The following is a 21,302-nucleotide window of genomic DNA, read 5'->3' on the forward strand; positions in this document are numbered from 1 at the left end:
CGGGCGAAGGCGTCGGCGGGGTTTTGCTCAAGCACTTGAGTGAGGAGGGCGATTCTGTCCATAGCTTTATGGTGCGGGCTGGGTGCTGAGGTTGGCAAATTGTGATTGTCGCTGGGCAGGAAGAAAACGGTTCGCGCCTTGCCCGAATGCCCAATCATGTCGCGGTAAGACTGCGCTATGAATGGGGTACCCGGATGCCTGTTCGCTTGACGATTTAGACTGGTAAGAATGAGTGAGATTGTGTTGACGCGGACGGTGGCGGAGTCGCAGTCGGAACGGAGCGAGATTGTGCTGCCCGCCGACTCGAATGCGCTGGGGAACTTGTTTGGCGGGCGGTTGATGCAGTATATCGACCTGGTGGGCGCGATGGCGGCTTCGCGGCATGCGCGGGCGTATACGGTGACGGCTTCGATGGACCATCTGGATTTTGTGGCGCCGGTGAAGGTGGGAGACCTGCTGATCCTGAAGGCGAGCGTGAACCGGGCGTTTCGCACGTCGATGGAAGTGGGCGTGAGGGCGATGGTTGAGGATGTGCGCGCGCAGCGGCTCAGGCATGTGTCTTCGGCGTATCTGACGTTTGTGGCGATGGACCGCGATGGCAATCGGCTGGTCGTGCCGCAGGTGGTTCCGCAGACCGAGCATCAGACGCGGCGGTTTGAAGATGCCGGGCGGCGGCGGGAGATGCGCGCGGGCGAGACGCAGAGGAAGAAGGAGATGCGTGCGCTGTTGGGCGAGGGTTGGCATGTGTGAGACAGGGCGTAGGGAATAGGGTGTAGGGAGTAGCAGACAAGAGTAGCGATACGAAGAGGAGAACGTGATGGGTCATACAGGACATGGAATGCCGCAGGGGCCGCAGGCTTTGCCGGATGTGAAGTATGTGGTGGCGGTGGGGAGCGGCAAGGGTGGCGTGGGTAAGACGACCGTCGCGGTGAACGTGGCGATTGCGCTGGGCAAGCTGGGGTATAAGGTTGGGCTGCTCGATGCGGACATCTACGGGCCGAACGTGCCGACGATGATGGGTGTGACGCGCCAGCCGAATGTGGTGAATGAAAACCGGATTGAGCCGGTGGTGGCGCATGGGGTGAAGTTCATCTCGATTGGGCTGATCTCGCCGGGTGACAAGCCGATGGTGATGCGCGGGCCGATGCTGCACCAGATTATCCGGCAGTTTTTGCAGCAGGTGGAGTGGGGCGAGCTGGATTTCCTGATTGTGGACCTGCCTCCGGGGACGGGCGATGTGGTGATCTCGCTGGTGCAGACGGTGCCGTTGACTGGGGCGGTCGTCGTCTCGACCGGATCGAGCGTGGCGTTGCAGGATGCGCGCAAGGCGCTGGAGATGTTTCACCAGGTGAAGGTGGATGTGCTGGGCATGGTGGAAAACATGAGCCAGATGACGCTGCCTTCCGGCGAGGTGATCGACGTGTTCGGCGCGGGTGGAACGGAGCGGACGGCGGCGCAGTTCGGGATTGCGTTTCTGGGCGCGGTGGAGATGGATCCGGCGGTGCGCGAGGGCGGCGATAAAGGCTTGCCGGTTGCGCTGGCGGGGACTGAGTCGAAGCTGTGCAGGGGGTTCTACGAGGTGGCAGCGAAGGTGGCTGAGCGCGCGAAGGACATTGGAGCGAAGAGCGAAGATGTGATCGAGATCAGCTAGCGTTGGTTGACGAGCGCAGTAGACTTAACGCATGGCGGCGATGGAGGGACCAATGGCAGACGCGGAGCGGGTGACGGCGCGGCAGCGGACCATTCTGACGGCCATCATCGAGAGCTATATCGAGACGGGCGAGCCGGTAGGTTCGAACACGATTGCACGGCTGCAGAGCGCGGAGGGCGCGGGGTTCAGCTCGGCCACGGTGCGCAATGAGATGGCGGAGCTGGCTGATGTGGGGCTGCTGGAACAGCCGCACACTTCGGCGGGGCGCGTGCCGACGGCGCGGGCGTTTCGGATGTATGTGGAGCAGTTGAGCGGCGGGGCGCATCCGCGGATTGATGTGGCGCGGCTGCCGGTGCGATCGCGGCGGCAGATTGATTCGAGCCTTGCGGGAGTGACGGGGACGCAGGCAATGCTGGAGCGCACGTCGCATGTACTGGCTACGCTTTCAAGCGGCGTCGGCGTGGCGATTGCTCCGGCGACCGAGGGAGATGCGCTGGAGCATGTGCATTTTTCGCGGCTGGCTGTGGCGCGCGTGCTGGCTGTGGTGGTGACGCGGAGCGGGCTGGTGCGCGACCGGGTGCTGGCGCTGGACCGTGACCTGACTTTGGGCGAGTTGGAGACTGCGGCGAATTTTTTGAATGAGAACTTTCGTGGGTGGAGCGTCGAGCGGGTGCGGGCGGAGATTGCGCGGATGCTCGAACGCGAACGCAGTGAGTATCAGCGGCTGCTGAACTCTGTGCAGCAGCTTTGGGCTAAGGCTGTGCCCGAGGTTGCCGCGCAGACGGTGTATGTGGGCGGAGTGGCGAACCTTGTCGGGAGTCAGGACGACCGGGAGCAGTTGCGCGAGGTGCTCGCGGCGCTCGAAGCGAAGCAGAGGGTGGTCGAGTTGCTGAATGCGTATATTGACGCGCGGCAGGAGAGCGTGAGGGTGGTCTTCGACCTGGAGGAGCACGCTCCGGAGATGGCGGGGCTGGTGCTGATTGCGGCCCCTGCGCGGATGGGCGGCGAGAGTCGCGGCACTGTGGGCGTGATTGGGCCGAAGCGGATGGATTACGAGAACACGATGAACGCGGTGAGCTATATTGCGCAGGTGTTTGATCGGATGCTGCATTCGTAAATGCAGGGATTAGGGCTTAGGACACAGGGATTAGAAATGCGCCCGGTGGGTCGCGTGATGGGCGCGGATAGGCAACAATAGAGGTAGTGCTATGAGGAGACACGAAAAGATGCAGGACGAGACGATCGTGCAGACTGTGCAGGAGGGCGATGCTGTATCGACGCCTCCGGCGGCCGAGCCCGCGAGTGAAACGAGTGTGTTGCAGGCTGAGGTGGAGCTGTTGAAGGGTGAGCGCGACCAGTTGCTGGACAGGCTGGCGCGGCTGCAGGCCGAGTTCGACAACGCAAGGAAGCGCGAGGCGAAGGAGCGGAACGATGCGCTTGACCGCGGGGTGACGCGGGCCGTGGAGCCGTTTCTGGGGGTAATGGACAATTTCCATCTGGCGCTGAAGTCGGATGGGACCGTCGAGCAGTTGCGCACTGGGGTGGAGCTGATTCTGAAGCAGATGGAGGACGCGCTGAAGGGACTGAATGTGCAGGCCGTCGAGGCGGTTGGCGCGCAGTTTGACCCTCGCATCCACGAGGCTTTGGGCAGCATCGAAACAAAGGAGTTTCCCGATCACCAGGTGCTGGAGGAGATTCGCCGGGGCTATCGGATACGCGAGAAGCTGCTGCGCCCGGCGTTCGTCAGGATTGCGGTGAATCCGGGACAGGTGGCGGAGTAAGGCAGAGGACAGTACAGAGAGATGGCGACGGCGAACGTGACAAAGGTTGATTACTACGAGGTATTGAGTGTCTCGCGGGACGCGAACGATCAGGAGATCAAGACGGCTTATCGCAAGCTGGCGATGCAGTATCATCCTGACCGCAACCCGAACAATCCGGCAGCGGAGGAGAAGTTCAAGGAGTGCGGCGAGGCCTACTCTGTGCTGAGCGACCCGGACAAGCGCGCGGCGTATGACCGCTACGGTCACGCTGCATTTCAGGGCGGGGCCGGCGCGGGCAATCCGTTTACGGGCGGGTTTGGCGGCGCGCAGGATCTGGGTGACATCTTCGGCGATCTGTTCGGCGAGATGTTCAACATGGGCGGCGCGGGCGGACGCAAGGCTTCGCGCGTGCAGCGTGGCCGCGACCTTCGCTATGACCTGATGCTGGAGTTTGAAGAGGCCGTCTTCGGGATTGAGCGCGAGATCAAGATTCGCCGCATGGAGATGTGCGACGACTGCAAGGGCTCGGGCGCAGCGAAGGGCAAGAAGGCCGTGACGTGTACGCAGTGCGGCGGACGCGGCCAGCAGCGGTTCCAGCAGGGGTTCTTTTCTGTGGCGCGGACGTGTTCGGTCTGCGGCGGAACAGGGACGCTGATTGTCGATCCGTGCGCGACGTGCCGGGGCGAGACGCGCGTGCAGGCGGAACATACGATTCTGGTGAAGGTTCCGGCGGGCGTCGAGCAGGACACGCGGATTCGCTATCAGGGCGAGGGCGAGGCAGGGAAGTTTGGCGGACCTGCGGGCGATCTATACGTCGTGCTCACGGTGAAGGCGCACAAGTTCTTCGAGCGCGATGGCGACGATCTGCACTGCGTGATGCCCATCTCATTTCCGCAGGCGGCGCTGGGTACGGAGCTGGAGATTGAGACGCTGGAAGGTTCGGCGACGATCAAGGTTCCGGAAGGCACGCAGAGCGGGCGGGAGTTCAAGCTGAAGGGCAAGGGCGTGCCACACCTGAACTCGCATGGCAAGGGCGACCTGATTGTGGAGATTCGCGTGCAAACGCCGTCGAAGCTGAATAAGGCGCAGAAGGAATTGCTCCGGCAGTTGAGCGAGACGATGGTGGTGGAGAACACGCCGACTTCGCGCGGGCTGTTCGAGAAGGTGAAGGAGATGTTCAGCTAGAGCGGCGTCTCGAAGGTTCTTTGCAGCAATTGAAATCGCAAACCGCAGGTCCTTCGACTCCGTTTGGCGTAAAAACCGCCAAACTCCGCTCAGGATGACAACTTGAATGATGTTGCGAACTTCTTGAATGATGTTGCGAACGCCGGAGACAGGACACCGGCGAGATCGCAAACCGCAGGTCCTTCGACTCCGTTTGGCGAAAAAACCGCCAAACTCTGCTCAGGATGACAATTTGAATGATGTTGCGAACTTCTTGAATGATGTTGCGAATTTTGGAGACAGGACACCGGCGAGTCAGATTATCTTCCCTGAACTGTGGTTTGGTGCGATCTGAAGCGAACGCAGATTCCCTTCGGGAATGACAACAAAAAGGGAATGACAACAAATGGGAAGGACAACAAATTCTGGCTACGCGAAGTGGGTCGAGGCGATGGCGATGGCGGCGATGGCTGCGGTTTCGGCGCGCAGGATGCGGGGGCCGAGGGTGACGGACTGCCAGTGGTGTTCGGTGAAGATGGCCATCTCTTCCTGGGTCCAACCGCCTTCGGGGCCTATGGCGAGGGCCAGGTGAGGGTATTCATCCCACCCTTCGCGATGAGGCTGCGAAGAATGGGGCACCCTGTCATCGGTGGCTGTCGATATTTTTTTTAATGCTTCGGCGAGGGTGGTGGCTTGTTCGGTTTCGCTGAGCAGGATGCGGATGGGAGATTGCTCCTGTTCAAGTATTGCTTTGAGTGCGGTGGGATCTGCGATCTCGGGGACGGAGGTGCGGCGGGATTGCTTGGAGGCTTCGAGGACGATGCGGCGCCAGCGTTCGGCGCGCTTTGCGGCGGCCTGCGCGAGATGTTTTTCCGTGCGGCGGGCGAGGATGGGCGTGATGCGCTCGACGCCCAGCTCGGTGGCCTTTTCGATGGCCCACTCCATGTGGTCGAACTTGAAGACGGCAAGCAGCAGATGGAGAGGGAGTGCCGTGTCGGATTCCAGTTCTTCGTGCAGGATGAAGCTGACTTCGGATGGGCTGACGCTGGCGATCTCGGCGCGGTGGAGGAAGCCGCCGGCGACGACGTCGTAGACCTGGCCGGGTTCGGCGCGCAGCACACGGGCGAGGTGCGTGGCCTGGTCGCCGGTGAGGGTAGCGGTGGAGCCGGTCCAGGTGTCAGCAATGAAGCGGCGACGGGTCATTTGTCGATTGAATTCGGCGGGGGCGTGTAGGTGGGAGTGGTGATCTCGGACTTGCGCGTGATGACGACCGGCTGGTCGCCTGCGTTGTAGAGGTCCACGTTGAGCACCGTGGTGCGGCGATGGTCCCATGCGGACTGGGTGATGGGGAAGTGGAGGATGACCATGCCCTCGGCTGTGTGGCCCGGCTCGATGACGGTCTCGCGGAGGAGCGGCTCGGTGACGAGCGGTTTGAGCGCGGGGAAGGTGGTCAGCAGATTCGGGATGTCGTCCTTCTCGATGGCGCTGGTGGTCATCGGCTCGCCGTCTTCGGTGGTCAGGGTGGCGGTGTAGTCCTTGATGAAGATCGGGAAGCGCGTGCGGTCTTCGATGCGGAGCGTGGTCAGGACGTAGAGGTTGTCCTCGACCTGCTTTTGTCCGAGCACGATGGAGCCTGAGCCCATCTCGACGTGGGTGGGAAAGACGATGGTGTGGGAGACCGAGAGGGCCGCGGTCTTCTCGGGCGTGAGGCGCACGACGAGCACGATCAGCATCCCAAGCACGAGAAACGCGATCAGCACTGGGAGCAGAAGATTGGTGCGGGCGGGTTGGGAAAAGCTCGGGGTCGGGGTCGACAGGCTCATAAGCAAATGTCAGTGTTACAGAAAATCGAGGCTGAACTACATTACACCAAAGTTCGCAAGTGGTGACATAGCGTGTTATGACAGACGCAGCGAGCAGGAAAAAAGTCGAAGAAAGTTACCGCTTATCCTGCTGGACGGCGTATTCGTTGAGGACGACGGCGATGAGGGCAGCGGTGGGGACGGCGACCAGGGCGCCGACGATGCCGGCCAGCGACGTCCCCAGCAGCAGGGCGACGAGCACGGTCAGGCCCATCAGGTTGACGCTCGAGCGCATGATGCGCGGGATGAGGTAGGCGTTCTCGATGTTGACGTAGACGATGTAGAAGATGAGGACGCCGGCCATCTTTGCCCAGGAGTCGAGCGCCGCCACACCCGCAGAGATGATGATGATGAAGATGCCTCCGGCAATCGGGATGATGTTAAAGAGGCCCATCAGGAAACCCAGCAGCAGAAAGTAGCGGACGTGCAGCAGCCCGAAGACGATGGTGCTCGAAACGCCGAGGATGAGCATGAGCAGACCCTGGCCGACGAGCCATTTGCTGATTTTGAGATTGGCGTGGTGGAGCGTCAAGTCCAGCCGCGCGCGCTGCGGCAAGGGGAAGAGCGAGAGAAAGAAGTCGTAGGCGTGGCCGCCTTCGAGCATGAAATAGACGCAGAGAAACGCCGCCGTGAGGATGTCGAACAGGTGGGAGAGCCACTCGGGAAGCGCCGAGACCAGGTAGCTGGCAGAGGCGGTGAGGGCGGTTTCGGCGCGCTCGGCCAGTGTGTCCACGCCGATTCTGTCGGCAAGGGGCAGGTGCTTGAGCCGGGCCACGGCGATGGGAATGCGCTGGGGCAGGTCGTTGGAAAACTGGCGCAGGTCGCGGAGCACAGGCGGCATTCCCGCCGTGGCGAAAAGGGCCAGCACTCCTGCGACAGCGGCGATGAGAAGAATGATGGCGACGGGGCGGGAGGCGCGAAAGGAACGGAACTCCCAGTCGGTGATGCGGTTGACGACCGGAATCAGAACCGCGGCGAATAGGGCCGCAACGTAGATGATGAGGATCTCTTTGCGCAGCGACCAGGCCAGCAGAAGCAGGAGCGCCACGCCGAAGCAGAAGAGGATGTGTCCGCGGACGGCGCGGCGGGAGGCGGCCTCGGCGGGCGTTGGGTCTGGATTCGGCGAGGCTGGATTGATCGAGTCTGGGGGCGAAGTGGCCAGCGCGGTCTCCTTGGCGAGTAGGATGCGGTTAGTGTGCTCCGTGGGCACTCGGGCGCGGGAGTGCGGAGTTTGATTCAGGCTGGCTGTGGTTCAGGGCTGCGTTCAGGGCAGTCAGGATGGCTTCGACGGTCTGCTCGGGAGTGATGGCGGCGGTGTCGATGGTGAGCCGGGAGATGCGGCGATAGAGCGGATGGCGGCGGGCGAAGCGCGCCTGTGCGGCCTCGGGGTTGGCGAGAACGGGGCGGCCGATCTCCTGCAACATGCAACGGTCATAGAGCATGGGGAAGGGCGCGTCGAGAAAGATGGTGAAGGTGGCCGGGGTCTGTTCGATGAGCAGGCGATTGGTCAGTTCTTCGGGCGCGCCGCCGCCGAGTGCAAGGACGGTGTGGGCGCGGCTGAGGGCTGAGGCAAGCGCGGAAGATTCGAGACGGCGGAAGTGCGCCTCGCCGTGCCGCTCGAAGAGCTGCGGGATGGTGGCGCCGGTGCGGGCTTCAAGATGCGTGTCCACGTCGAGGAAGTCCCATCCGATGCGCGCAGCCAGCAGGCGGCCGATGGTGGACTTGCCCGCTCCCATAAAGCCGGTGAGGACGAGGCGTTTAAGGCGCTGGGGGACGAGTGGCGCGGTGGCGGGTTCGGCGAGGGCGTTGGCTTGCGGGGATGACATTTGATTCTCCTTAGTCTAGTGCCTGCTGGGTGGTGAGCATGAAAAAGCCGCAACCTTTGGGGTCGCGGCTCGGGAAGTTCGGTGGCGCTCTGAAAGGTTTATGGGGTTTCAGAGCAACATGCGAGAACTCCGCTGGCCGCTGGGTAGCGCCAGGAGCAGAGTGTAAAAAAGGCGAATCGATGTTGGCTCGTCATGTTGAATTTCAACGTATCACTGGAGCAGGTCAAAGGCAAGCTCACATCGCATTTGCAGGAATGACTTTTTAGTGAGATATGGCGGCATTCAGAGCGTCGAGCGCGGAGCTTTGGCGGGCGGCGTCGGCCTGGTCGAACGGGCCTGCCCACCAGAAGCCGAAGTGATTTGCAGGGTCGCGGTCATTGTTCCACAGGCTTTCGGCATTGGCTTTGGCGAAGGACACGTAGCGAGGGTTGGGGAACGCATTGTTCAGCAACATCAGATTGCGGCTGAAGATGCCTTTGAACTGGGGCACGTCTCCACCGGCGTGGGCGGGGCTGGACTCGTGGAGCACGCCCTGGGTGTCGGTGAGGTGCTCGATGGCGGCGAGCGCAATGGCTGCGGCGGTTTGGGGCAGGCCTGGGTCGGGCGCGGCCCGATTGAGTTCGACCAGTGCGCCGAGGATGACGCCCTGATTGTAGGTCCAGGTGTTGCCGCCGTTATTGACGCAGTGGTTGGGATCGCGGTAGTTGAGGCCGTCGTTGACGAGATGGCTGCTGTTGATCATGCCGGAACCGCGAAACCATGCCCACTCCTTTTGTGCCCAGGCGAGAGCGTCGCTTCGCTCCTGGGGCGTCCTGGCACGGTTGGCGAGCGAGGCGGCCACAGCGAGAAACAGCTCATTTTCGATCGCGTTTTTCCCGTGGGTCTTCTTGTTCCACCAGACGCCTCCGCCGCAGGCCGCGGTGTCCCAACCGTGCTGCATGTCGTCGAAGATGGACGATGCGGCTTTGAGGTACTCGGGGCGATGCGTGAGGTCGTAGACGTCGATCCATGCGAGCGCCCACCAGCCTTCGTCATCGTAGTAGTTGTTGATGAATCCGGGTGCGCCGTCCGGGCCGGTCTGCGCGGCGTGCATCGTGTTGCTGAACACGGGCAGGTACTTTGTGGAGCGGGTGATGCGGCTGTAGTTTGCCAGCGCAGTGATGGCGTTGGCGGAGTTCCACCAGCCTGTGGTGCGATACAGGCCGCTCTCGGGTGTGTACCACTGCTGGAGGGCGTTGACTGCCGCCTTGGCGTGGGCGCTGTAGGCGGGCGCAGATGACTGAGCGCGCGCTACGAAGCAAGTGCAGATCAGCGCGGCAACGAGTAAAAGGCAACGTGCGGGATTCTTGAAGGGGACGGTCACTGGCCAGGGCATTTTCGCTGCAAGTATAGTCCGGCACGAGCAAGGCGAAACGCAGATTCCCTTCGGGAATGACAACAAAGGGACGGGCCGAGACTTAATCAGAATTTTTCTAAGGCTTGGCGGGCACGGGGTGGTTGTTCTCGCCGGGGTGCTCCTGCCGCAGCTTGTTCTGGATGTTGTCCCAGACGGCATCGCTGGGTTCGTAATCGGGCTCGAAGAGGCTCTTCGCGTGTTCGGCAATCGTTTCAAGATCGCGGACGAGCGCGGCGCAGTCGGGATTGTTGCGGAGGAAGGTCTGCAAGCGAGGATCGGTGCTGACGCTCCCATTGCTATTGGCGAAGAGTTCAGGCAGACAGCTTTCAAATTCAGCAGGGGTCATGGTGTCGAAGTTGGGGAATTCAAAGTCGGTCATAGTGCCGCCTCCTTGAAGGCGGGTTGCGCGGGCTGCTGCTCGGGCGCCGGTCCTTCGGACCTGCGAAGGATCTCGCGGAGCCGGAGGCGCGCTTTGTGGAGCTGCGATTTGCTGTTGCCGGTTGAGCACTCGAGCATCTCGGCGATCTCGTTGTGCTCGAAGCCTTCGACATCGTGGAGGATGAAGACCATGCGATAGCCGGGAGGGAGCAGGGCAACGGCGCGCTCGAGCGCAACGCGATCGACCGAGCCGGCAAGATGCATGTCGCGGCTGCCGAAGTCGCGCTTGGGCGTGTCTTCGTCGGAGGGGTTGATTGTCTCTTCGAGCGAGACGAGGTTCAGTCCCTTTTTGCGCAGGTGCATCAGGACAAGGTTGACGGTGAGCCGATGCAGCCAGGTGGAGAAAGCCGACTCGCCGCGGAAGCTGCCGATCTTGCGGAACAGGTGCAGGAATGCCTCCTGCGTCATGTCCTCGGCTTCGGAGACGTTGCCCAGCATACGCAGGCAGAGCGTGTAGACGCGGCGTTTGTGCAGGGCGTAGAGCCGCGAGAAGGCTTCAGCGTCGCCGTTCTTGGCACGCTCGATGGCTTCGGCTTCCCCGGCGATGGGAGGGTTCCGCTTAAAAATCGCGGGAGCAGGTTTCATAGGGTGCATTTGTGTCATTGATTGGCCCTGGAGGTCCATGATGCGGCTCCGGCTGTATTCCTGTTCCTGTAGGTTCTGCTCTTCGTGTATCCAGCCTACTTGAAACGCTGATGGCTGCTGATTCTCAATGAGTTATGACGGCGAAACTCGCCGAAGGGTTGTAGCCGGGTCAGGAGCCGATGAATCGCGCGTAAAGCGAGCGGGCGAGCGTGACGTCGGTGGTGCCCTGAATGATGGCGCGGCCATCGGCGAAGAGCGTGAGTGTGTGGGGCGGACGCTCGAAGCGCAGCAGCAGATTATTGAAGCGCACAACGCCGTGGGGTGCGAGTCGTTCGCGCATGGCGGCGAAGTCAACCGGCCGGTGATGCTCGTGAATCTGCACAGAGTTTCTGCCGCAGAGCGTGATGTGCGGGCGGCCTTCGCCGGCAAGATGTGTGAACTGACGCTGCCCGCAGACGGTACAGGCCGGGTCGGGCTTCGACGTGTTCACTTCGCTGCGCTCGTTTGACCAGAGATCGAAGCTGAGCAAGGTGCGACGCATGAGGTGAGGCTGTTCGGTGAGGAACTTCAGCGTCTCCGTGACCTGGATCGACGCGGCAAGATTGACTGCGGTCGAGAGAATGCCGGATGTATCGCAGGTTTCGACCGGGCCGCTCGGAGGCTTGGGGAAGATGCAGGCGAGGCACGCGGTTGGCTGGTCAGACATGCCGGCAGGCAGGATGTTCATGGTTGCGGCATATGCACCGATGGCGGCGGCATAGATCCACGGCTTCGCCTGCTCAACGCAGTAGTCGTTGATGAGGTAGCGGGTCTCGAAGTTGTCGGTGGCGTCGAGGACGATGTGCGCAGTGGCGAGTAGCGCGTGGATATTGGCCGGAACGAGATCGTCGATGCGCGCGTGGACCGCGATGGTGGAGTTGAAGAGGGCGATCTTGCGGCGCGCGGCTTCGGCTTTGGGGAGCGATTCGAGCGCGTCGGCCTCGTCGAAGAGAACCTGACGCTGGAGGTTCGAGGGCTCGACGAAGTCGCGGTCGATGAGCGTGAGCGTGCCGACGCCCGCGCGGGCCAGCAGGGAAGCGGCCGCCGCTCCGGTAGCACCGCAGCCTACGACGGCGACATGTGCCTTGGCCAGCAGATGCTGGCCTCGCTGACCGATGCCGGGAAACAGGACCTGCCGCGAATAGCGGTCTTCGTCCGGGATACCCGGGGCGGTGCCCGACGGGGTGCTGGCGGGGGAATTGCCGGTGAATGTGGCTGGGGGCTGAGGCATGATGGAGTCGGCGCTCAAAAGATGCCGCTGTTTCGTAGTATAGAGAATGTGGACGCGCCGGGGCGCTCGTGCCCTCAGCCGCTCGCGGCAGCATCCAATAGCGATAAGACCTGCCGAGGCGGCGCAGGCTCTTTCATGCGGACGCAGGGACAGTGCTCGCAGGTTGCAGGACTTGTGGAACTCGAATCAAAACGGAAACGATGGGTGGTTTTTTGCGTCAGGTTGCAAGAGGTCGAACGGCGAAACTGCGGAGACGGGCAGGGCAGTGGCTCGCCGTGTTGTGCGCGGCGCTGACGCTCGCAGCGGGTCTTGCCCGCGCGCAGACGCCTGATGCGGCCAAGCCTGCCACCGCGCAGGCGAGCAACGGCGTTGCCCCGGCGACCTCCATCTGGGACTGGAAGGGCTTGCTCGTCGGCAAGATCGAGTTTGAAGGCGTCATCTTTGATAAGACGGACACGTTGCCCGACGAACTGCCGCAGAAGGCAGGCGAGCCACTGGATCCGGAGAGCGTTCGCGCCAGCGTGCGGCGGCTGTTTGCAAGCGGTCGCTACCGGGACATCGTTGTGCGCGGCATTCGTCAGGGCAATACGGTGATGCTGATCTTCGCGGGGCCGCCGCGTTTCTACGTCGGGCGCGTCACCATTGCGGGCGTCAAGAGCGAGCGGCTTACGTCGCTGCTTGAGTTTGCCACGAAGCTTTCGCCAGGCACGCCGTTCAGCGACTCTGAGCTTGCCGCCGGGACCGAAGGCATTACGCAGATGCTGCAACAGCAGGGATACTACGAGTCCAAAGTCGCGGCGAAGCAGGAGATTGATGCCGAGGGTGAGCAGGTCAACGTCACCTACACCGTCGCTATCGGCCCACAGGCGCGGATCGGCAACGTTACGGTGGAAGGCGACAACATCGGCATGCCTCTGGAGGATTTTCGCGAGAAGGGAAAATTGAAAAAGGGCAGCAAGGTCACACGCGACACCACGAGCAACGCGCTCTCCAGACTGCGTTCGCAGTACCAGAAGAAAAATCATCTCGAAGCAACGGTGACGCTGACGAAGCAGACCTATCAGGCTGCGACGAACACGGTGGATTACGACTTCCACGTGAACCAGGGGCCGCAGGTCGAGGTTGCGGTCGAAGGAGTGAAGATCAGCAAAAGCAGGCTGCATCTGCTGGTGCCCATCTTCGAAGAAGGCACCATCGACAACGACCTGCTGAATGAGGGGCTCTACAATATCCGCGACTACCTGCAGCAGCAGGGATACTTCGACGCCTCCGTGGACGTGAAGATGATTGGAGCGGGCACAGGGTCGGAGAAGGTGGTGTTTTCAGTAGACCGCGGCGTCAAGCATAAGGTGCTGGAGGTGGACATCATCGGCAACAAATACTTCACCGACGACCTGCTGCGGGAGCGGATGCACGTGGTGAAGGGAAATCCGTATCAGCGCAGCGGAAGGTACAGCCCGTCGCTGGTGACGGCGGACGTGAACTCGATTCAGGCGCTCTATCGCGCGAATGGTTTCGACGAAGCCAAGGTCACGACCAAGGTGCAGGACAGGGACGACTCGGCCAACGGCAAGCCGCTCAAGGAGGCGCAGATCCGCGTGACGTACATCGTGGACGAGGGCCCGCAGCAGAAGTTCGGCAAAGTGGACCTGATCGGCGTAGACCCAAAGCGTGCTGCCGATGTGCGCGGCCTGATGAATGCGCAGCCGGGGCAGCCCTTCTCGCTGGTCACGCTTTCCGGCGACCGCGACACGGTGTTGCAGTACTACCTGAGCCACGGTTTCGACCAGGTGAAGGTCGAGATTCGCCAGCAGAAGGCCTCGAACGATCCGGAGAAGACGGACGTGTCGTTGAATGTGACCGAAGGCCAGCAGGTCTTCGTGCATCAGGTCCTGCTGTCGGGCGTTGAGAAGACGAAGCCGCGCGTGGTCCAGAATCAGATACTCGTCCATGCGGGCGATCCGCTGAACCAGACGGCGCTGCTGGAGACGCAGCGGAATCTCTATGGGATTGCATTGTTCAACCAGGTGGTGGCTGCGGTGCAGAACCCCACTGGCGACGCGCCGGAGAAAAATGTGCTGTTGCAACTGACCGAGGCGAAGCGGTGGAACGTGACCTACGGCTTCGGGTTCGAGGCGCAGACAGGCACGCCGTCGCAGGGCATGATCTCGCGGGCTTCGTGCATCCAGCTTGATTTGAACCCGTGCAATATCTCGCAGGAGGGCAAGGCCGGAGTCAGCCCGCGCGTGTCGCTCGACGTGTCGCGCATCAATCTGCGCGGCACCGAAGACACGCTGACGCTGCACTCGGCGTTCGGCCTGCTGGAACAAGTGGCGATTCTTACCCTCCAGAATCCGCACTTTCTCGGCAGCAAGACGTGGTCTGGTGCTGTCTCGGGTGGCTACTCGAACATTCAGGACATTACCACGTTCACGTCGTCCACCTTGCAGGGCGACTTCCGGCTGACGCAGAGGCCGCAGCGCAAGGACACCTTTATCTACGATTTTCAATATCGCAGGGTCAAGGTCAACAGCCTTCAGGTGTCGGCTGACCTGATTCCGCTGCAATCGCAGCCGGTGCGCGTAGGCGGCCCGGGCATTACGTGGTTCCACGACACGCGCTCGCCGGGGCCGCTGGATGCGGTGAAGGGCACATACTCGACGATCCAGACGTTTGTCGCGTCGTCGAAGTTCGGGTCAGAGACGGACTTCTGGAAGGTGGATGGATCGAACTCGACTTACTACCAGTTCGGCAAAGAAAAATATGTCTTTGCGCGGAATACGCGGATAGGATACGAGCACGCATGGGGGCCAAACCCGAATGTGGGCAACGACGCCTGTCTGGGAAATCTGCTGACGACGAACCCCAGTTGCAGCGCGGTGCCGCTGCCGGAGCGCCTGTATGCGGGCGGCGCGACCTCGCTGCGCGGTTTCGGCATCAACGCCGCGGGTCCGCGCGATTTGCAGACCGGATTTCCCGTGGGCGGCACGGCTGCGTTCGTAAACACGTTCGAGTTCCGTATGCCCGCGCCGACGCTGCCTTATGTGGGAAGCAGCGTCAACTTCGTGATCTTTCACGATATGGGCAACGTGTTTCAGAATCCCGGCGACATGTTCCCGAGCTTTCTGCACTTTCATCAGCCGAATCGGGACACATGCACAGACCATTCGGGAAAAGTAGGCACGTGCAGCTTTAACTATTTCAGCCACGACATTGGCATCGGCGCGCGATATAAGACGCCGGTCGGGCCGGTGCGGCTCGACTTCAGCTACAACCTGAACCCTCCTATTTATCCGATCATTTACGATTTCGCAGGCGGAAGCCCGCGCACGGGCGAGGCTGGCCACTTCAACTTCTTCTTCAGCATTGGGGAGAGTTTCTGATGGGCGCTCTGGGGCACAATCCGGCGCGGGGGTGGCTGCACCTGGCCATGGCCGCGGTGCTGCTGGCCTCGACGTATGCGTGGTGCCAGTCTCCGCAACAAACGGCGACCGCCGATGCGCACGCGCCGCAGGGTGTCCTGCTCGACCGCCTGGTCGCTGTGGTTAACGGCGATGTGATTCTTGAGAGCGATGTCGATGAGGAGCGGCGATACGAGGAGATCCAGCCCTACCGCGAGGCGGGAACCTTCTCGCGCGACCGCGCCATCCAGCGCCTTGTGGACAGGGATCTGATCCTTCAGCAGGCGGAGTTGCAGCAGGAAGATAAAGTTTCGGACGACGAGTTGAAGGCGCAGTTGACCACGCTGCGCAGCGACATTCCGGCGTGCAAACAGTACAACTGCCAGACGGACGATGGATGGAAGAAGTATCTGGCCGCGCATGGATTCACGGTCGAGGAGTTCGACGAGCGTTGGCGGCAGCGGATGGAGCTGCTGAAGTTCATCGAAATACGGTTCCGCTCCGGCATCACCATCTCCGACGACCAGATCAAGACCTACTACGAGAAGACCATGCTGCCGGAGTACGCGCAGCGCAACGTCGCGCCACCAAAGCTGGAGACAATCTCCAAGCGAATTGAAGAGGTGCTGTTGCAGCAGCAGGTCAGCAGCCTGCTTCAGGACTGGCTGAAGTCGCTGCGCGCGCAGGGCAGCGTGCGCATCATGATCCCGGGCGAGGTGGCGCCGTGAGCGATCTGGAGCGCAAGCTGACGGAGAAGAAGGAGCGACTGGAAGCGAAGCTCACCCAGGAGGTCGCGAAGGTCAAACGCTCGCTCGCTACGCGGATCGGACGCGCGACGGCGTGGACCGTGCTTGGGGTCGTGGCCTTCGTCGTGGCTTTGTTCCTTGCATTCGCCTGGTATTCGACAACGTCGGGCTTCGAGCATCGCGTGAATACGGAGATGGTCAGGGTGCTTGAAGACGCGACCGGCGGGCGCGTCGAGCTGAAGGCGATCCACTTCCATCTGTGGCATCTGGAGATCGACGCCGACGGCCTGATCATTCACGGGCTCGAAGGCCCCGGCGAGGCCCCGTATCTCTCCGTGGACAAGATACAGGTGCAGGTCAAAATTGTGAGTTTCTTCTCGCACATGACCAACAGCGGCCTGTCGTCTTATGTGAACCTGAACTCGCTGCGCGTGGACCATCCGCAGTTTCATCTCATCGTAGATAAAGACGGCAAGACGAACCAGCCCGTACCGAAGCATCCGAGCACCAGCACCAAACCCATCACGGACACGCTGCTCGATCTACAGGCGGGCAACATGGAGGTGGCCGATGGCGTGGCGCTCATCAACGACCGCAAGATTCCGTTCGATATGGCGGCGCGCGACCTCGACGCGGAGGTGCACTACATCCCATCGAGCGACCGCTACGGTGCGACGGTCGATCTGGCAGACCTGAGGACAAAGCTTGGCGCGCAGCCAGAGGCACGCTCGGTGCTGCATCTGACGGCGGAGCTGGGACGCGACGCACTCGATCTGACGAAGCTGTCGTTTGCAAGCGGAAAGAGCTCGCAGCTCGAAGCGACGGCCAGCCTTCAGCATTTTGCAAAGCCGGAATGGCAGGTGGCGGCCAAGGGCCAACTGGAGCTGAAGCAGGTCTCGATCCTTACCAATGTCAATGGTCTGGACGCGGGCGCGGTCGATCTGGATCTGAAAGGCCATAGCTGCGAGGAGACTTCCACGGTCGCGCCGAAGCGTCCGAAGTTCTGGCAGCGGTTGCGCGGCAAGGCCGGTGCGAAGGCGCCTGTGCCAGCGCCGGAGTGCGAGTCCGGCTATCTATTGACCGGCACGGCAAAGCTGGACGACGTGGCGTTTCGCAATCAGTATGTGCGCCTGCACGACGTAGACGGCGGCGCGACGCTGCACATCACCCCGCGCGAGCTGCTGCTGACCTCGCTCGCGGCGTATCTGCCTGGAGGCGGAAGCGCCGCGGGCGATCTGCGCATCGAGCACTGGCTGGGTGGAGCGCCGGTCGGCCCCGAGGCGTCCCACGCTTACATTGACGCAACGCTGACGAAAATTCCGCTGCGCACGATCATGGATGTGACCGCACCGGAGCACTACGGCGACCTCGGGTTCGACACTGCCGTGTCCGGGCCGGTGAAGGTGGAGTGGGGCGGTGCGAAAGACGTCGCCTCGACAGTCGAGGTGGACGGCAATCTGACGTTTGCGCCCACGGGCACCACGCGCAAGGGCGTGCTGTCGAATGTGCCGGTGACGGGCCAGACGCTTGCGCACTACACGGGCAAGAACGAGACAGTGTTGATTCAGCGGTTCATCGCGCAGACGCCCGGCTCGACGCTCGAGACCTCCGGCGTGCTGGGTGTCAACGAGGGCGACCGGCTCACCTCGCTGCGCACCGACCTGACGGTGAATAACCTGGGCGAGTTCGACCAGTTGCTGACGACGCTCGACCTCGAAGGCAACGGTAAGCGCGGCGCCGCGGCTATTCCAGTAGTCCTGCACGGCGCGTTGCAGTTCAACGGCATGGCTCGTGGTGCGATGGCGGACCTCGATGTGAAGGGCCACGTGCAGGCGCAGAATGTGGAGTTCGCGCTCGATAAGACCGATGTGCTGATCGACTCCGTGGTTGCCGACGGCGAGTATTCGCCGGACGAGGGCGTGGCTCTGGCAAGTTCAACGATCCAGCGCGGCAGCGCGGTGCTGAATGTTGAAGGAAAGATCGTGCCGCGCAATGAGGTGTCCAGGCGCGGCGCGACGACGTATCTGTGGGACGGGAGTATGGCCGTCGATGCGACGGTGCAACTAGCCGACGCGCAGGCAGCGGACGTGTTGCAGATTGCCGGGCAGCAGCAAAACATTCCATTGACGGGAACGGTCGCTCTCAACGCGCACATCGTTGGAACGTTCGAGGACCTGGGCGGCGGCGGCCACATCGCGTTGACCAATGGCGAAGCCTACGGCGAGCCGTATGACTCGGCGGTTGCCGACCTGTCTGTGCAGGGCAAGGACATCGACGCGAACAACGTGTTGCTGAAGCTGCACGGAATGCAGCTCGCAGGCAACGCGGGGTATGACTTCGGCACGGAGCGTTTTCACGGGCACGTCGAAGGACACGACCTTACACTTTCGAAGTTCGCGGCGTGGCAGCGCACGAAGATGAGCTTTGACGGTGTGGCCAGCATCGTCGCGGATGCGAATGGAACTGTCTCGCAGCCTGGACTGAAGGCCAACCTGAAGCTCGCAGGTGCGACCTACGAAGGCCGCTCCATCGGAGATGCGACGGCGGACGTACACAGCGAGGGCCAGGACCTGTACTTCAATGCGGCTTCGGCACTGGTGGGTGCGAAGGTGAATGCAACCGGGCACGTGCAGTTGACCGGCGATTATCAGTCGCAGGCGAAGCTGAGCGTTGCGGGGCTCGACATCGGCAAACCGCTCGCACTTTTCGGCTCAGGCGAGATCAAGGCGCAGTCATTGATCGATGGCACAGCGACGGTGAGCGGGCCGCTCAAGACTCCTGCGTTGCTCAACGGTGATGCCGAGTTCAATCAGGTCGATGTGAAGCTGCAAGGCGTCGAGCTGAAGGCGGCCGAGCCGCTGCGCATTGGACTTCGCAATGGAGTGGCCACGCTCGAGCAGGTCCACATCACCGGGCAGGACACGGACATGCGCGCCAGCGGCACCGCGCAGTTGTTCGGGTCGGCCGACCCAAAGGGCGGCAAGCTCGATATGAAGGGAACCGGCAGCGTGAGCATGGCGCTGCTCCACACGTTCGACCCCGACATTCTTTCGAGCGGGAAGATGGAGTTCACCGTGGCCGCGGGAGGCCGCGTGCCGAAGCCCGCGCTGACCGGGCGCGTGCAGTTCGACAACGTCAATATTGCAATGGACGGCGTGCCGAATGGACTGAGCAATATGAACGGCACGCTGGTGTTCAATCGGGACCAGCTTCAGGTCGAGAAGCTGACGGCGACCACGGGCGGCGGGCAACTGAATATAGGCGGATCCATCCGCTATCAGAACGGCGTCTATGCCGACCTGACGGCAACCGGTGACGCGGTGCGCGTGCGGATGTATGGATTGAGCGCAACGGCAAACGCGAAGCTGCGTCTGCAGGGCTCTCCACAGAGTTCGCAGTTGAGCGGTAACATTCTGCTGACGCGGTTTGGCGTCGGTGCGGACGTGGACTTCGCCGCGTTCTCGTCGGTGGGGGGTGTGAGCGCGCCGCCGGATCCGAACGCGCCTGCGAACAAAATACGTCTCGATGTGCGCGTGACGAGCGCGCCGCAGCTCGATTTTCAGAACTCCTACGCGAAGCTGGCGGGCACGGTAGACCTGACGATTCGCGGAACGGTGGCGGTGCCGTCGGTGCTGGGCCGCATCGAGATCAACGATGGCAGTGCGACGTTTGCCGGGACGAAGTATCAATTGCAACGCGGAGAGATTTACTTCACTAATCCTGTGCGTATCGACCCGACCATCGACCTTGATGCAACCGCGCGCGTCGAGACTTACGACATCACCGTGGGGCTGCATGGTACGGCGACCAACCTGAAGCCGACCTATCGCTCCGAGCCTCCCTTGAGCGAGAGCGACGTGTTTGCGCTGCTCGCTCTGGGCCGCACGCAGGAAGAGGCGCAGCTTTATCAGGAGAAGCAGGTGCAGGCAGGCACTGACCCGACGACCAGCGCGCTGCTGGGCGGCGCGCTGAATGCGACAGTGAGCAACCGCGTGGAGAAGCTGTTCGGCGTGGGCAGTGTCAAGATTGACCCGGCGTTTGTCGGCACGCTGGGCAACTCCTCGGCACGCATTACGGTGCAGCAGCAGATCTCGAGGCAGATTACGGCGACGTTTGCAACGAACGTCAACTCGTCTGCGCAACAATTAATTCAGGTGCAATATGACCTGACGCGCAACTCGTCAATCGTCGTGACACGCGATGAATCGGGCGTGTTCAGTGTTGTGTATAAGCTGCGACGGCGCTATCGTTAGAGGCTACATCGTGGGGGAGAGTTCAATGAGATCGTTCAGAAACGGAATTGCGCTCGCATTCGGAGCATTTTTGTTGCTTGCCATCAGTTGTGCCGTGCCGGGTCTAGCTCAGGATGCGACGGCGAGCAGCCAGCACGATCAGCAGATTCAGTCCGACGTTACGCACACCCTGCGCAACGGCAGGTTTAAGGACGTGAAGGTCGCGGTGCGCGACGGCATCGTCACCCTGACGGGCACGGTGAATGTCTACAGTGTCAAGCGCGATGCGGAGAACCGCGTGCATCGTCGAAAGAACGTGCGCGGCGTCGAGGATTTGATTACGGTGGTTGGCCCGCACGTTGATGACGAGACGCTGCGTAGCAAGCTGGCGGAGAAGCTGGTCTATGATCGCGTGGGGTATGGAACGACTGCGTTCAACTCGTTCACGATCTCGGTCGAGAATGGTGTGGTGACGCTGGGCGGCGTGGCTTATGGGCCGGTGGATAAGGACTCGGCGGTGAGCCTGGTGTCGAATTACCCTGGCGTGCGGGACGTGGTGGACAAGATTCATGTGGCGCCGCTCTCGCCTGCTGACGATCGCATCCGGCTGGAGGAGGCGCGGGCGATCTACGGCGCGCCGCAGTTGAACAAGTATGCGATGGACCCGGCCAAGCCGATCCGGATTACGGTCGAGAACGGGAACGTGACGCTGACGGGCATGGTGAACAACCAGGGCGATAAGGACGTGGCCAACATCAAGGCCAATGGTGTGCCCGGCGTGTTCAAGGTGGTCAATCTGTTGCAGGTTGCGGGCGGGGCTAAGAAGGAGAAATAGGCGAGATTCTTTTACGATAGAAGCATGGCTTCTATGTGGAAGAGTATGGTGGTCACGCTTGAGATGATCAAGTGGGAGCACTCGGTGTTTGCGTTGCCGTTCGCGTTGACGGGGGCGGTGCTGGCTGCGGGTG

General features: G+C 61.9%; 17 protein-coding genes and 1 pseudogene. 10 read left to right on the forward strand and 8 right to left on the reverse strand.

The features are described from left to right. The first annotated feature begins 228 nt into the window (after window positions 1–228). The 5 genes from VFU66_RS11815 (at window position 229) to dnaJ (ending at window position 4,599) form a co-directional block, all read left to right on the forward strand. Window positions 229–750, forward strand: a complete 522-nt coding sequence (locus VFU66_RS11815) for an acyl-CoA thioesterase (RefSeq protein WP_326446459.1) — start codon at window positions 229–231, stop codon at window positions 748–750. A gap of 67 nt (window positions 751–817) precedes the next feature. After that, entirely contained in the window at window positions 818–1,651 is an 834-nt protein-coding gene (locus tag VFU66_RS11820) for an Mrp/NBP35 family ATP-binding protein (RefSeq protein WP_326446460.1), read from the forward strand. A gap of 52 nt (window positions 1,652–1,703) precedes the next feature. Next, window positions 1,704–2,768: a heat-inducible transcriptional repressor HrcA gene (hrcA, locus tag VFU66_RS11825; RefSeq protein WP_326446461.1), complete on the forward strand. Its 1,065-nt coding sequence runs from the start codon at window positions 1,704–1,706 to the stop codon at window positions 2,766–2,768. 91 nt (window positions 2,769–2,859) lie between these two features. Continuing rightward, window positions 2,860–3,432 (forward strand): nucleotide exchange factor GrpE, encoded by a 573-nt coding sequence (locus tag VFU66_RS11830; RefSeq protein WP_326446462.1) that lies wholly within the window; start codon window positions 2,860–2,862, stop codon window positions 3,430–3,432. A 21-nt stretch (window positions 3,433–3,453) separates the two neighbouring features. Next, window positions 3,454–4,599 (forward strand): molecular chaperone DnaJ, encoded by a 1,146-nt coding sequence (dnaJ, locus tag VFU66_RS11835; RefSeq protein WP_326446463.1) that lies wholly within the window; start codon window positions 3,454–3,456, stop codon window positions 4,597–4,599. A gap of 408 nt (window positions 4,600–5,007) precedes the next feature. Here the strand turns inward: dnaJ and VFU66_RS11840 are convergent, their stop codons facing one another. The 8 genes from VFU66_RS11840 to VFU66_RS11875 all read right to left on the reverse strand — a co-directional run bounded on the left by VFU66_RS11840 (window position 5,008) and on the right by VFU66_RS11875 (window position 11,955). Beyond that, complete coding sequence (locus tag VFU66_RS11840; protein WP_326446464.1) at window positions 5,008–5,781, reverse strand: RsmE family RNA methyltransferase; 774 nt, start codon at window positions 5,779–5,781, stop codon at window positions 5,008–5,010. Further along, entirely contained in the window at window positions 5,778–6,401 is a 624-nt protein-coding gene (locus VFU66_RS11845; protein ID WP_326446465.1) for a hypothetical protein, read from the reverse strand. Before VFU66_RS11845 ends, VFU66_RS11840 begins: the two co-directional genes overlap by 4 nt. Before the next feature lie 115 nt (window positions 6,402–6,516). Further along, a complete protein-coding gene (locus VFU66_RS11850; protein WP_326446466.1) occupies window positions 6,517–7,650 on the reverse strand; it encodes an AI-2E family transporter in 1,134 nt (377 codons plus the stop codon). Next, entirely contained in the window at window positions 7,631–8,266 is a 636-nt protein-coding gene (locus tag VFU66_RS11855; RefSeq protein WP_326446467.1) for a shikimate kinase, read from the reverse strand. Before VFU66_RS11855 ends, VFU66_RS11850 begins: the two co-directional genes overlap by 20 nt. Window positions 8,267–8,528: 262 nt before the next feature. Then, entirely contained in the window at window positions 8,529–9,641 is a 1,113-nt protein-coding gene (locus VFU66_RS11860; protein ID WP_326446468.1) for a glycoside hydrolase family 76 protein, read from the reverse strand. A 97-nt stretch (window positions 9,642–9,738) separates the two neighbouring features. Continuing rightward, window positions 9,739–10,041: a hypothetical protein gene (locus VFU66_RS11865; RefSeq protein ID WP_326446469.1), complete on the reverse strand. Its 303-nt coding sequence runs from the start codon at window positions 10,039–10,041 to the stop codon at window positions 9,739–9,741. Then, window positions 10,038–10,694, reverse strand: coding sequence for an RNA polymerase sigma factor (locus VFU66_RS11870; protein WP_326446470.1), 657 nt, complete (start codon window positions 10,692–10,694; stop codon window positions 10,038–10,040). Before VFU66_RS11870 ends, VFU66_RS11865 begins: the two co-directional genes overlap by 4 nt. A gap of 160 nt (window positions 10,695–10,854) precedes the next feature. Then, on the reverse strand, window positions 10,855–11,955 hold the full coding sequence (locus VFU66_RS11875; protein WP_326446471.1) for a ThiF family adenylyltransferase: 1,101 nt from the start codon (window positions 11,953–11,955) through the stop codon (window positions 10,855–10,857). A 200-nt stretch (window positions 11,956–12,155) separates the two neighbouring features. On the opposite strand from VFU66_RS11875, the gene VFU66_RS11880 reads away from it, so the two are divergent. The 5 genes and pseudogenes from VFU66_RS11880 to VFU66_RS11900 form a co-directional block, all read left to right on the forward strand. After that, window positions 12,156–15,338 (forward strand): POTRA domain-containing protein, encoded by a 3,183-nt coding sequence (locus VFU66_RS11880; RefSeq protein WP_326446472.1) that lies wholly within the window; start codon window positions 12,156–12,158, stop codon window positions 15,336–15,338. After that, window positions 15,338–16,084: a SurA N-terminal domain-containing protein gene (locus VFU66_RS11885; protein WP_326446473.1), complete on the forward strand. Its 747-nt coding sequence runs from the start codon at window positions 15,338–15,340 to the stop codon at window positions 16,082–16,084. Before VFU66_RS11880 ends, VFU66_RS11885 begins: the two co-directional genes overlap by 1 nt. Continuing rightward, window positions 16,081–20,355, forward strand: coding sequence for a translocation/assembly module TamB domain-containing protein (locus VFU66_RS11890; protein WP_326446474.1), 4,275 nt, complete (start codon window positions 16,081–16,083; stop codon window positions 20,353–20,355). The genes VFU66_RS11885 and VFU66_RS11890 overlap by 4 nt, the downstream gene beginning before the upstream one ends. Before the next feature lie 25 nt (window positions 20,356–20,380). After that, complete coding sequence (locus VFU66_RS11895) at window positions 20,381–21,169, forward strand: BON domain-containing protein (RefSeq protein ID WP_326446475.1); 789 nt, start codon at window positions 20,381–20,383, stop codon at window positions 21,167–21,169. A 24-nt stretch (window positions 21,170–21,193) separates the two neighbouring features. Continuing rightward, a pseudogene (locus VFU66_RS11900) lies at window positions 21,194–21,302 on the forward strand (4-hydroxybenzoate octaprenyltransferase); the annotation flags it as partial.

The sequence above is a fragment of the Edaphobacter sp. genome (assembly GCF_035763405.1).
Taxonomy (GTDB): Bacteria; Acidobacteriota; Terriglobia; order Terriglobales; family Acidobacteriaceae; genus Edaphobacter.